At 36.5% G+C, this 13,685-nt stretch carries 8 protein-coding genes and 1 CRISPR repeat array; all 8 genes read left to right on the top strand.

The genetic code is table 11. From position 1 onward, the window contains the following. Positions 1–140: 140 nt before the first annotated feature. From cas6 to cas2, 8 genes are read left to right on the top strand one after another with little or no spacing between them, the layout of a single operon-like run. A complete protein-coding gene (gene cas6, locus EDD69_RS04160) occupies positions 141–872 on the top strand; it encodes a CRISPR-associated endoribonuclease Cas6 (RefSeq protein WP_132947699.1) in 732 nt (243 codons plus the stop codon). Continuing rightward, on the top strand, positions 869–2,647 hold the full coding sequence (cas8a1, locus tag EDD69_RS04165) for a type I-B CRISPR-associated protein Cas8b1/Cst1 (protein WP_132947700.1): 1,779 nt from the start codon (positions 869–871) through the stop codon (positions 2,645–2,647). Before cas6 ends, cas8a1 begins: the two co-directional genes overlap by 4 nt. After that, positions 2,644–3,531: a type I-B CRISPR-associated protein Cas7/Cst2/DevR gene (cas7i, locus tag EDD69_RS04170; RefSeq protein WP_132947701.1), complete on the top strand. Its 888-nt coding sequence runs from the start codon at positions 2,644–2,646 to the stop codon at positions 3,529–3,531. The genes cas8a1 and cas7i overlap by 4 nt, the downstream gene beginning before the upstream one ends. 2 nt (positions 3,532–3,533) lie before the next feature. After that, positions 3,534–4,235 (top strand): type I-B CRISPR-associated protein Cas5b, encoded by a 702-nt coding sequence (gene cas5b, locus EDD69_RS04175; RefSeq protein ID WP_132947702.1) that lies wholly within the window; start codon positions 3,534–3,536, stop codon positions 4,233–4,235. 17 nt (positions 4,236–4,252) lie between these two features. Then, positions 4,253–6,433, top strand: a complete 2,181-nt coding sequence (gene cas3 / locus EDD69_RS04180; RefSeq protein ID WP_132947703.1) for a CRISPR-associated helicase Cas3' — start codon at positions 4,253–4,255, stop codon at positions 6,431–6,433. Positions 6,434–6,449: 16 nt separating this feature from the next. Next, positions 6,450–6,947 (top strand): CRISPR-associated protein Cas4, encoded by a 498-nt coding sequence (gene cas4, locus EDD69_RS04185; protein ID WP_132947704.1) that lies wholly within the window; start codon positions 6,450–6,452, stop codon positions 6,945–6,947. Continuing rightward, a complete protein-coding gene (cas1b, locus tag EDD69_RS04190) occupies positions 6,948–7,931 on the top strand; it encodes a type I-B CRISPR-associated endonuclease Cas1b (RefSeq protein ID WP_132947705.1) in 984 nt (327 codons plus the stop codon). 2 nt (positions 7,932–7,933) lie between these two features. Continuing rightward, positions 7,934–8,197 (top strand): CRISPR-associated endonuclease Cas2, encoded by a 264-nt coding sequence (cas2, locus tag EDD69_RS04195; RefSeq protein ID WP_132947706.1) that lies wholly within the window; start codon positions 7,934–7,936, stop codon positions 8,195–8,197. A 187-nt stretch (positions 8,198–8,384) separates the two neighbouring features. Continuing rightward, positions 8,385–13,403: direct repeats of the CRISPR family, unit length 29 nt; unit sequence GTTTTATCTGAACGTAGTGGGATATAAAG. Positions 13,404–13,685: the final 282 nt, after the last annotated feature.

Genomic DNA, 13,685 nt, shown 5'->3' on the forward strand with positions numbered 1-13,685 from the left:
AAGTGAGCGTAGAAGCAAAATAAACCAAGCGTAAACAGGAACGCTTGGTTTTTTTTGTTGCATTTTTCTCCAAAATCTTACTTTTTTGTTTATAATTCTACTTTTTCATGGTATATTTTTCTTATATTAGGAGGGATTTTATGAGGTTTTCTTGTTTTTTTCGCGTAAGCAAAATTCCTATTTGTTATCGAATGGCAATTGTATCAATCATTAAGGAGGCGTTACGAACATCGAATCAGGAATACTGCAACTATTTTTATTCTGAAAAAAGACAAAAAACAAAGCCTTTTGTTTTTTCTGTTTACTTAAAAAACTTTAAGATTATGGGCGATGAAATACATTTAGATGGGATGAATGTTACGTTTAGCTCTCCAGACTATGAATTTTTAATGCATTTATATAATGGGCTACAGCAGAAAAAAACATTTTTTTATAAAGAATACGAGTTTAGAAAAGAAAATGTTCGATTGTTGAAAGAAAAGCAGTTTCGAAGTTCAACAGTTGTTTTTCGAACGTTGTCCCCGATATTAGTTGAGGACGAACATGGTGCCCCTGTTTCACCAGATCAAGTTGATTATCCAAAGCATTTGAATTATTTAGCAAACCTCATTTTATTTGAGTATCGAGGGAAAGGATTGCAAAGTCCTCTTTCCGTTCGTCCGTTACGTTATAAGAAAATAGTGGTAAAAGAATCGAATCATCAGTTTGCAGAAGAAAAAGGAGACAATTGTTATCTATATTTTACTGCATATCATGGACAATTTATCGTTCAAGGACATCCTGAAGATTTACAATTATTGTACCAGCTTGGTCTGTCAAAAAGGCGTAATCAAGGTTTTGGACAGCTTGAGGTTGAGGAGGTGAGGGGATGAAAGTAGAACTTCGTATGGGAGAATGGATGATTACAATGGGACTCGTCGGACTTTACCGAGTGTTTGAGTACGGACTTAAACATGAAATCATTGCTCCTCAGTACAAAAACAGCATCGTTGTTCAACCGTGGGGATTAGAGCTCGACATTAACGTGCTTCCACAGTTGCCGAAAGCGTATTTTTTGTACTTGCTCGATGAATATAGTGTCGCGAAACGAGAATGTGAGAAATTACAGCTTTACATAAAGCAGGCACAAAAAGAGGAGCAATTTAAATATGCCTTATCAACCATCAAAGAAACGATGAACAACACAGGAAAAAAAGCACTCAAGTATTTTTCTCACGAACAATTAGAAAATGTTTTAGAAACGTTAAAGCTAATAAAAAAATACGAGAATTTGAATGATTTAGTAGCTTGCGTGAATACCTTTCAAGCCATTATTCATGAACCAAAAATTAACGAGAAGCTTACTCTCAATTATTTTAAAGCGGCGATATTAAAATCGTTTTTTGGACAAGTTTCTTTTCTGAATGTGTCTAAAAACAGCCTAGATTTAGAAGGACATATCGAAGAATTTCAAAAGGATTATGTTACACCGGCATTTTATGATTTAAGATTTGAACAAGTGTTAGCGAGCGCACAGTCTTCCGAGGAAATTATGACGTTTTTGGATGATCATAAAAATTATCAGCCTTTTAGAGCTTTAAAAAAGGCATGGAAAGCAAAAACACTAGAAGATATTCAGTCTGATGCGAAGAACATAATGAACAAATGTCTGCTTTTGTCTGATCATGTTGCCTTTTACAACTTTGAGGAAATGGTGTTCTCACCAATCGGAGTAGCAAAGAATAATGCGTTCAATTTTAACTGGAATCTTGAAGATCGACAGCCTAAACCGATTTGTTCTTTGGCGAAATTGGTGTTATTTTTTGCACCCGCAGGAGCGGCCATCTACTTGAAAAAAGAAGGATTCGATGAACAAAGTGAGTATCGCACTTATGCTGGATTTGTCCAAACGGATGCTACTTTCTCGGAAATTTTACAAAAAAATAATCATTTTAAGCAATTAAAACAACAGAAAGAACCGTTTGACCAGATTGTTAGCAAACTAGTGCAAAGCGTAACAAAAGAAGCGCAGTATGTAACAGATCATTTATTTTTCTTGGAGTTTTCCTCTGACTATGACAGCAAAAAAACCCACTTGCATTATTATCATTTGCCATTGTATTTAGCTCACTATTTTCGACAGTACGGTAATAAGTTGGATTATATTCAACCTTATGAATACCGTGAACATTTTGTTCAATATGTTCTGCGCGGCGCAGACCCTGCTATTGTCATTTATAAATATTTGCGTTATTGCATTGAAAAAGGATATTCACATATCGGCCCATACATCGCTGTTCGGGAAAGGAATCGAATTATGCAGTTGAAAAAAGGAGTGAAAGATATGTCAAGTACAGATAAACGAGTCAGTGCATTGTTTCGAAGTGGTCAAGAGATTCGTGCAGCTTTCATGCAAGCGGCAAACGGTTCGGACAAAAAAGTAATGAGCATTGCGTATCGTCTGCTGAATGCAGCGAAGGCAGGAAATAAAGAGAGCTTTATGGATGCGCTTCTTCGCATACACATGTCGGTTGATCGACCGATTGCACCTATTTTTTTAAATGCTTTACATGAGAGGGACTTAGATTTTTCTACTGTTGCAAACGCATTCATTTCCGGATTATTATCTACTAACTTTAAAGAAGAACAGGAGGACGTTGTATCATGACAAAAGCATTGTCCATGACCGTTGTGTTTCAAGCGAATTCGTTAAACTATGGAGAAGGAATTGCAAACATTTCTGAATTAAAAAAATTCCATCGCGGCAACGGGGAAGTATACACGTATGCATCGCGACAAAGTATCCGATATGATATTGTGCGTTTAGGGAATGAGTTGTTCAATTGGAATTTAAACACGGTCGATAAAGCGAGCGGAGTGGTTCAATTTAAGAAAGACGTAACAATTGAAGATTCCGTCGAAATGGATTTGTTTGGCTATTTGAAAACAGATAAAAACTCACAAAAGCGTCCAGCAGTTGTGCGATTAAGTCATGCGATCTCACTTGAACCATATAAAAGCGATTTAGAGTTTTTAAACAACATGGGACTCGCAAGTCGCATTGGTCAGGATGCCAACCTTGCAAACATTGAACAGCATCATAGTTTTTACACATACACATTGACGATTGATTTAAGTCGTGTCGGTGTTGACGGGGAAATTGTCCTTCCTAATGATGAAAAAGCAAAACGGGTACAACAGTTGCTCGATATTTTAAAAGTATTAAATCGCAACATTCGCGGTCGCCAAGAGAATTTATCTCCGTTATTTATGATCGGTGGCGTTTATCATGTTGCTAATCCATTTTTCCTTGGAAAAATTAAGCTTATTTCTACAACACAAGGATGGGCCATTCAAACCAAACCGATTTCAGAAACAATGGAACAAACATTTGCTGGACAAGCCATTGGTGAACAAACGCGCATCGGTTTCTTAAGCGGCATTTTTGCGAATGAAGGGGAGTTTTCGGATTTATTTGCCGATAAAGTATTGTCAATTGAACAATTTTTCCAATACCTTTCAAAACAAATTCAAGAATATTACGGTGTATAAATATGAGAGCACTGCGTTTGAAGTTGTTTCAGGAAACAGCCTGTTATAAAAAGCCATTTGCTTCCAAAGTAGCGGAAACTTACCCATTACCGCCGTATTCAACGGTAAAGGGGATGTTGCATGCGCTTATGAATGCGAATGAATTTATTCCGATGCGCCTTAGCATTCAAGGACAGTATGAAGCAAAGTTACTTGATTATCAGAGGCACTATTTTTTTAAGAAGAAAGAAATGACAAGTTTTCCACTTGTATTAGACGGGATTCGCAATCTAAATTTTTCTTATGATAAAAACGAAATTACGACAATGCCGATGTATACCCATCTTCTTTATCATGTCGAGTTACTTATTCATATAGATGCGGAACAAGATGTTCTTGAAAAAATGGTTCAAGCGATTGAAAGAGGTAATTGTCATTATAGTTTGGGACGTTGGGAAGATTTAGTCAGAATTGATGAGTATAAGTTTGTTCATGTCAGTGAACTTGATGAAGAAAAAGAATTACACTACAATGCCTATATTCCAAAGCAGTTGCTTGATGAAGAAACAAGAAATATTCCTTACCAATTAAATTGGAAATACGAGGTTGTTAACGGCATTCGTCAATGGGAAACGGTCCACGTTGGATATGTATTAAAAGGAACGACAGCTCCTGAAGGCACTTTAGTAGATGAAGATGGGAAACTTGTGTTTTATCACTTGTAGTATTGCGGGGTGTGACAATGACCTTCTATGCAAAGTCAGAAACAAAAGAGACGATTCGTGAACATACGGATCGTCTTCTTTATAATTTGGAGTTATTAAAAACGAGTTACGGGCATAAACTCGTGCACTTTGATGAAAGAATGTGGGAATTGCTTCATCTTGCTGTAGAATATCATGATGTCGGAAAAGCGAATACTGTATTTCAAAATAAAATACGCCATGCCATTCGTGAAAACATTTTTGAAACAGATTGCGATGTCGATGTACCGCACAATTATTTATCAGTCGGAATGATTCCATTCTCATCGCTAAATCTTACGAAAGAAGAGAGCCGTTTACTCATTCATGCTGTTGGCTATCATCATGAACGAGATAAACTTCCCGATAAGGAGATGATTCGTCATGTTTTTGAAACAGATATTAAAAATCAACTTAATAAAATTTCGGAGCATATGAAATTACCTATGACGGAAAAACTATCATATCGATTTGTCGACCGTTTATTAAAGCGTTACACCATTCATGATGGAGAACAGTTTTGGAAGTATGTATTGTTAAAAGGAATCCTGCACCGTTTAGATCATGCAGCATCTGCTCATATCCCAGTGGAAATGGATATTCATAAGTCGGTCGGCCTAAGCGTCAATCGCTATATGGAGAGGCAAGGATTTAAGAAAAACGAATTGCAACAGTTTGCAGAGGCAAACCAAAAGAAAAATGTGATTGCTATTGCACAAACAGGTATGGGAAAAACGGAAGCGGCTCTTTTATGGATCGGCGATGATAAAGCGTTTTTTACATTGCCGCTTCGGGTTAGTATTAACGCAATTTACGAAAGAATTAGAGAAAAAATGAAATACGATGCGGTTGGACTATTGCATTCCACGAGTGTTCATTATTTGGCGGAAAAAGGCGAAGAAAACTGGGAAGTAGTTAAACAGCAATCTCAACAACTATCGATGAAGCTGCTTATGACAACAATTGACCAAATTTTAAAGTTTCCATTTTATTATCGCGGTTTTGAAAAGGAATTAGCAACCATGGCGAATGCGAAAATCGTCATTGATGAAATTCAAGCATACGATCCAAAAATCGCCGCCATGCTCATTAAGGCGTTGGAAATGATTCATCAAGTTGGCGGTCAATTTATGATTATGACAGCTACATTACCAACATTGTACCTCGACGAATTAAAGAAAAGGAACATTATTGCTGAAACGGATCACGCATTTGGCGAATTTATTGATGTAAGACAACATCGTCATCGTATTCAACTTCATTGCAGAGAGATTACGGATGGAATCAAAGACATGATCACCTTTGCGCAAACGTCCCAAGTACTCGTCATCGTCAATACCGTGCGTCGTGCCATAGAGTTATATAAGGAATTATCCGAAAATGAACAAAATATTTCGGTTTATTTGCTTCATTCTCAATTTACACAAGAAGATCGACAACGATTAGAACGAAGAATTAAAGAATTTAATGATAACAAGGAGAAGGGAATTTGGATTACGACGCAGCTTGTAGAAGCGAGTATCGATATTGACTTTGATTATTTATTTACGGAGATGTCCACACTCGACAGCTTGTTTCAGCGGCTTGGGCGCTGTTATCGCAAACGCATTTTAAATAGTGAAAAGTGTAATGTTCATATTTTTACAGAAAACATTTCCGGTATACCGAATGTATATAACGAGCATCTAGTTAATGAGAGTATAAAACTACTGCAACCGTACCATGGTCAAATTCTTGATGAACGTGCAAAAGTGGAGATGGTGAAACAACTGTACGAACGAAAACGGCTAATAGGAACAACGTTTTTACAAGAATTCGAAGCTGCCCTAGATATGTTTGATAACTTGGATCCATATGGAATGAATAAGAAAGAAGCACAACAAAAATTGCGAGATATCCAAAATATTCAAGTCATGCCACGTCGCATTTATGATCAAATCGTAGACATGTTCGACACTTATACCGCTTGTCGAAATTTTAAAGAACGGCTTCGTTTGAGAATGGAAATTGAAGGTAAAACAGTGAGCGTCAATCGTTTTGTTGCGGAAAAGTATGTATCGGAGCGGCTGCCGAAACCTTTTGATTATATTTATATCATTGATGTTCAATATGATTTTGACCGAGAACAATTAAGAGGCAAGGGAATTTTGCTGGATACCCCGCTATCTACCTTTTACTAGAGGAGATGGACCGTTTATGGTGAGTGGAGTACAAATGCAATATTATAAGGTGTGCAAGCGAAAGCTGTGGCTATTTACAAAAGGAATAACCATGGAAAACGAGCATGAACGCGTAGTCGAAGGAAAAATTCTTCATGAAAGGGCTTATCCACGATTAGAAGAACGTGAAATTTTAGTCGATAATACATTTAAACTCGATGCGTTAGATGGAGAGTATGTTCGTGAAATCAAAATTTCAAGTAAAATGTCTGACGCTGACCGCTTTCAAATGCTGTATTACTTATATGAGTTGAAAAAGCGCGGTATTATCAAAAAAGGGTTAATTAGCTATACAAAAGAGCGGAAAATCGAAGAAGTTGAGCTGACAGAAAAAGACGAAAAAGCGATTGAAAAGGCGATAAAGGAGATACACGCAATTTTGCAACAACCCCATCCGCCATCTCTAAAGAAACTGCCGTACTGCTCAAAATGTGCGTATTATGAATTTTGCTACGCGTTAGAAGGTGATGAATAAATGTTGCGCGACCACTATATTTTTTCAAACGGAAGATTAAAGAGGAAAGATAATACAATTTATTTTTTTGACCAAGAAGAAAATAAGAAGAGTCTTTCAGTTCATCAAACGGATAATCTTTATGTGTTTGGAGAGGTCGACTTAAATTCATCTTTGTTAAATTTTTTGAGCCAACATGATATTCATTTACACATTTTTAACTATTACGGATTTTATGCTGGAACGTTTTGTCCGCGGAATAAAAAGGCGTCTGGTTTTACAGTTGTTCAGCAAAGTGCTCATTATCTCGATTTAGAAAAGCGCTTATATGTGGCTAAAGCGTTTTTGCGAAGTGCGGTTCATCATATGTTACGGAATATTCGCAGACATAAAGAGAAAACAGAAGAATACGTAGAACGAATAGAAATCGAAGTGCAAAAAATAGAAACAGCCAAATCGATTCAAGAACTAATGGGCATTGAGGGACGTATCCGTCAACATTACTACCAATCGTTTAATGCAATTTTAAAGAACGACTTTATTTTTGAAAAAAGAACAAAGCAGCCTCCCCAAGATCCGTTAAATGCCCTTATATCATTTGGAAATACGCTTTGCTATACAACAGTTTTGTCTGAGATTTACAAAACTCAACTCGATCCGACGGTGAGTTTTTTACATGAGCCGTCGACGAAGCGTTTCTCTTTGTGCTTAGATTTAGCTGAAATTTTCAAACCGCTTATCGTTGATGCTGTCATTATCTCTTGTATTAATAATCGGATCATTACGAAAAAGCATTTTGAGTTTATGGAGGGCATGGTTTTTTTAAATGAAGAAGGAAAGAAGAAGTTTATTAAGGAATGGGATGATAAATTATCGACCTCCGTCCAACATCGCAAGTTGAAGCGAAAAGTAAGCTATCGCTATTTCATAAGGCTTGAGTGCTATAAACTGATTAAACATTTTATTGGAGACGAGCCGTACAAACCATTGAAAGCGTGGTGGTAGCGATGTTTGTTATTATTACCTATGATGTAGGAGAGAAGCGAGTAAATAAAGTATGTAAAAAGTTGAGAGAATATTTAACGTGGACGCAAAATTCGGTGTTTGAAGGCGAGATTTCAAAAAGTTTGTTGATGAGATGCTTATATGAACTCGAGTTAATTATGGACAAAGAGGAAGACTCTATTTATATTTATCAAGTGGCAAATCCAAAAAATATTAAAAAGCAAGTGTTTGGGCAAGAAAAGAACTTTGATGAGTTATTTATCTAAAAGTTGCAGTAAACCATCGTTTTTGTGAAGTAAGTGAAAATGATTGATATATCAACAAAAATCGCTTGTTTTTGTACTAATGCAAAAACACAACTGCCGCTTTGCTGCAAATGTTAACATGTTGGTGTTATCAATGATTCAAGAAAAATATTGATACATCAATATTTTGTGCTGTTGTTAAAACAGGGTTTTATCTGAACGTAGTGGGATATAAAGAAAATCCCGCTCGATCTCGATAAGGTTGTTAATCAGTTTTATCTGAACGTAGTGGGATATAAAGATAATCCTAGTTCGATTGATGATAAACGAAAATCTAAGGTTTTATCTGAACGTAGTGGGATATAAAGAAAACACCTACTTTCATTGTTGTTGTTCACCACCTGTTTTATCTGAACGTAGTGGGATATAAAGGTAGATGAAGTTTCGGAATCACATAGCCGGTGTCAGCGTTTTATCTGAACGTAGTGGGATATAAAGGGGCAAGAACTTCTTTAACCATCTGTTCTACAACTAAGTTTTATCTGAACGTAGTGGGATATAAAGGAATCATTTCTAAATTTTCCATTTGACCCAACCCGTTTTATCTGAACGTAGTGGGATATAAAGGACTCTGATCCTGAGCCAAATCTTGAGCCAAATCCTGAGTTTTATCTGAACGTAGTGGGATATAAAGATGCCTACGCCTACTACAACTAAAAGCAAGTCATCAAATGTTTTATCTGAACGTAGTGGGATATAAAGAAGAATCGTAATGGTTCCAAAACTTTCTTATATAGCTCGTTTTATCTGAACGTAGTGGGATATAAAGCTTCTGGAATCATTATAATGCTCTTGTTCAAGCTTCGTTTTATCTGAACGTAGTGGGATATAAAGATCGTCGCCCAGTCCGTAAAAGACATAGACTGTTTCGCAAGTTTTATCTGAACGTAGTGGGATATAAAGGCGAATTTATCAAACGGATCAACGAAGCGGACGGGACAGGTTTTATCTGAACGTAGTGGGATATAAAGTATTGTCGGGTAGCTGATTGCAATAATGAGTATTCTTCGGTTTTATCTGAACGTAGTGGGATATAAAGCGGCCTATACGTGAAAGCGCAAATTTTTGACACGACCGCGTTTTATCTGAACGTAGTGGGATATAAAGAAACTGGTGAGAGTCCAAGGCAGGAAATAGAATAAGAAGGTTTTATCTGAACGTAGTGGGATATAAAGGGAATAGTTCTTCGAAGCAAAACCGTATATGGTCGAAGTTTTATCTGAACGTAGTGGGATATAAAGAAAGAATTGACATTAATAAATTGCCTAGAATGAAGAGTTTTATCTGAACGTAGTGGGATATAAAGGCGCCTTACAGGCGATGCGGGAGCTTACAGGCGAAGCGAGAGTTTTATCTGAACGTAGTGGGATATAAAGTTGATATATTGGTTTGAGAATATTGCTGGAGTCTGGGTTTTATCTGAACGTAGTGGGATATAAAGAGTCGAACATGTCTACCCTATCGTCTTATATAGGAAAAGGTTTTATCTGAACGTAGTGGGATATAAAGACTTTTGGCGACTTGATCCTGCGACAGGTAATTTCCAGGTTTTATCTGAACGTAGTGGGATATAAAGCCGCAAAAGAAAAAGCGTATTGCAAAAGAGTGGGTGGAGTTTTATCTGAACGTAGTGGGATATAAAGTCGACTAACTTCAATAACAATCCCTTTGGTATTTCTACGTTTTATCTGAACGTAGTGGGATATAAAGTTTTTAATGACGTGATAGACGGCGTTTGTGTCTTTTTTAGTTTTATCTGAACGTAGTGGGATATAAAGGATGAATACAAGCGATTAATTCAGTTGAAATATTGGACAAGTTTTATCTGAACGTAGTGGGATATAAAGGTACTATATGATAAATGCATACAACTAATAAAAACACGTTTTATCTGAACGTAGTGGGATATAAAGATGTCGACCACGTTTTTCATGCCATTCAAACCAATGGTTTTATCTGAACGTAGTGGGATATAAAGCTATTCAGGATTAAAACGTTAAATTTCATTCACAATAGTTTTATCTGAACGTAGTGGGATATAAAGATTACAACACAAATACAAAAATTAAAAGAAATTGGGAAGTTTTATCTGAACGTAGTGGGATATAAAGAAGAAAACAGCAGAAAATCCGCATTTCAAAAGCAAATACAGTTTTATCTGAACGTAGTGGGATATAAAGTTGGAAGTTTCAGCGCTTCTGATTCGATGAACTCACCGCGTTTTATCTGAACGTAGTGGGATATAAAGTGAAATGTCCGCAAAATCACTTCTTACTCGTATGATATGGTTTTATCTGAACGTAGTGGGATATAAAGTTGAAAAATTAAAATCGTTAGCAAACCATAACGATATCGTTTTATCTGAACGTAGTGGGATATAAAGCTAGATAGGTCGGAGACGAAGGTTTTGATTGTTGATGAAGTTTTATCTGAACGTAGTGGGATATAAAGTAAACTTCGCTGTTCTAACCCACTCAAAAGCCGCATTGTTTTATCTGAACGTAGTGGGATATAAAGCGCTAAAAAGGAATCTCAATTTTATGTCCGCATTTCACGGTTTTATCTGAACGTAGTGGGATATAAAGCATCAAAAACGATCAGCGCGCTAGACTCTTTTTTGTTCGTTTTATCTGAACGTAGTGGGATATAAAGAAATATTTGATCGTAAAGGAAAATAATTCCAATCGTGTTTTATCTGAACGTAGTGGGATATAAAGTTTTATTTTTTATCTTTCTATATTCATTTAACGGCAATTGTTTTATCTGAACGTAGTGGGATATAAAGTAATCGTTCATTTTTATTTCTCTATACATTTGTATTTCTGTTTTATCTGAACGTAGTGGGATATAAAGAGACAAAACAGGCATTGAGATTGACAGACGTTTCTATAGTTTTATCTGAACGTAGTGGGATATAAAGACCATAACATTTTCAGCAACAGAGCCAGCAACAATGTTTTATCTGAACGTAGTGGGATATAAAGCATACAGTTCGATGATGTAGGGACTGCAACAGTCGGTTTTATCTGAACGTAGTGGGATATAAAGCATTAGGCTTGTAGATCCATCGCGGCTCAATGTACTTTTGTTTTATCTGAACGTAGTGGGATATAAAGAATCGTCTTTTTTGTGTTTTAAAATCAACGTCTAGCCATGTTTTATCTGAACGTAGTGGGATATAAAGAAGATATTTTTCAACAACGTTACTCATTCTCTTTTCCTCGTTTTATCTGAACGTAGTGGGATATAAAGGCGTAACGGAATGTGTTAGAGGTACTGTTGTTCTGTTGTGTTTTATCTGAACGTAGTGGGATATAAAGGCGTTCAATCGTATCTAGCGACTGCTGGATCATATTTAAGTTTTATCTGAACGTAGTGGGATATAAAGAAAGAAGACCTTTACCCTTCTCGTGATATTGCGTATCGTTTTATCTGAACGTAGTGGGATATAAAGTAAATGGTCAATATATAAATTGAACGAATTTATTGAGTTTTATCTGAACGTAGTGGGATATAAAGAAAGAAACGCCGATTACTACAAACAAATAGCAATTGCGTTTTATCTGAACGTAGTGGGATATAAAGTCAGATCACCTCAAATTCGGTGATAAAGTCGTTTCGTTTTATCTGAACGTAGTGGGATATAAAGAATTAAACGAACATGTATATTATCTCAATAAAAAGGTTTTATCTGAACGTAGTGGGATATAAAGATGGGGATTAAACACCGCTATGCTTGCTAACCCGATGAGTTTTATCTGAACGTAGTGGGATATAAAGTATAGTAACACTTTCCCACTCCTTCCCTCATGACTCAAGTTTTATCTGAACGTAGTGGGATATAAAGGAGGTTTTACAACCATATGTAGATGGAAATCCGCAGACGTTGCGTTTTATCTGAACGTAGTGGGATATAAAGAAGTTTACGCCGAGATGGTCACACGAACGAAAATGAGTTTTATCTGAACGTAGTGGGATATAAAGATATACCATGATACACAAGATAGGATACGAACAGAAGTTTTATCTGAACGTAGTGGGATATAAAGAGTATTGAGTCGCTTATCAAGATTGCCAATGCGCTGTTTTATCTGAACGTAGTGGGATATAAAGTTTTCTACTACTTCTACTATTTCTGTTGTATTCTCGTTTTATCTGAACGTAGTGGGATATAAAGTAAGGGGGATTACAAAACACCGTTTCGCCTCCCCAAGTTTTATCTGAACGTAGTGGGATATAAAGATGTAATAATCGCGCGCTGTTTTCTCGATGTCGGTCGTTTTATCTGAACGTAGTGGGATATAAAGAAATATAATAAAAGGAGTGATGTAATGAATCTATCCGTTTTATCTGAACGTAGTGGGATATAAAGCGGTTGAGGATTAAAACAAAACTAAATTATAAAAGGTTTTATCTGAACGTAGTGGGATATAAAGTCAATTGCGCGTAATTTTGCGCTAAATTGTAAAGCTTGTTTTATCTGAACGTAGTGGGATATAAAGAGCCACTCATGCTTTGTGGCAAGTGGAATTCACAGGAAGTTTTATCTGAACGTAGTGGGATATAAAGCCGCATGAGAGCAATCTGTGAAAAAGCAGGTGTGCCGTGTTTTATCTGAACGTAGTGGGATATAAAGCCGCAACCGTGTGGGAAAAGAGTACGCAGACATTCGGTTTTATCTGAACGTAGTGGGATATAAAGAAAGTCGTTCTTTTCGATAGCACGGGCTATTCTTCGCCGTTTTATCTGAACGTAGTGGGATATAAAGAGTTGCGAATCAATTTAGCGATGTTCTCAACCTTTTGTTTTATCTGAACGTAGTGGGATATAAAGAGGAAAGATGTTCATGGCGCGCTCTTCGCCGTTCTTGGTTTTATCTGAACGTAGTGGGATATAAAGACGCCATCACATACCGCCCGACGAAGTTTACAATAAAGTTTTATCTGAACGTAGTGGGATATAAAGAGCAGTCCATTTCAATTTGAGTCTCTTGATTTGGGGGTCTTGTTTTATCTGAACGTAGTGGGATATAAAGTGTTTTGTGTTCTCGCTGTCTGGTGTTGTCAATCTCTGTTTTATCTGAACGTAGTGGGATATAAAGTATTTTCTACTTTAAAAACATGTGTTTCCTCAAAAATGTTTTATCTGAACGTAGTGGGATATAAAGCATAATAAATTCCTCCCTCTATAAAATAACGATTTTCTCGTTTTTTCTTTGAATTTCTTCGATTTTCATGAACATAGACGTTTTGTAGACATCAGAAATAAGGATAGATATTGAATATTTATAAATTTTTGGATAGATAGAATGTAGTGGAACAAACTCCATCATCCAATTTTTTGAAAATGGAGGACTTTTCCTTATGATCGCACCAATGGATCTCCACTTGTCTCATGGCGGTGTACCCTCCCATGTCTCACGGAGTCCTTCGCTCCTACATTCCTTCGT

The organism is Thermolongibacillus altinsuensis (assembly GCF_004341205.1).
Taxonomy (GTDB): domain Bacteria; phylum Bacillota; class Bacilli; order Bacillales; family Anoxybacillaceae; genus Thermolongibacillus; species Thermolongibacillus altinsuensis.

Bases quoted from the DNA above. Each gene is read 5' to 3' on its own strand.
- cas6 (WP_132947699.1), top strand. From the start codon at position 141: ATGAGGTTTTCTTGTTTTTTTCGCGTAAGCAAAATTCCTATTTGTTAT.
- cas8a1 (WP_132947700.1), top strand. From the start codon at position 869: ATGAAAGTAGAACTTCGTATGGGAGAATGGATGATTACAATGGGACTC.
- cas7i (WP_132947701.1), top strand. From the start codon at position 2,644: ATGACAAAAGCATTGTCCATGACCGTTGTGTTTCAAGCGAATTCGTTA.
- cas5b (WP_132947702.1), top strand. From the start codon at position 3,534: ATGAGAGCACTGCGTTTGAAGTTGTTTCAGGAAACAGCCTGTTATAAA.
- cas3 (WP_132947703.1), top strand. From the start codon at position 4,253: ATGACCTTCTATGCAAAGTCAGAAACAAAAGAGACGATTCGTGAACAT.
- cas4 (WP_132947704.1), top strand. From the start codon at position 6,450: ATGGTGAGTGGAGTACAAATGCAATATTATAAGGTGTGCAAGCGAAAG.
- cas1b (WP_132947705.1), top strand. From the start codon at position 6,948: ATGTTGCGCGACCACTATATTTTTTCAAACGGAAGATTAAAGAGGAAA.
- cas2 (WP_132947706.1), top strand. From the start codon at position 7,934: ATGTTTGTTATTATTACCTATGATGTAGGAGAGAAGCGAGTAAATAAA.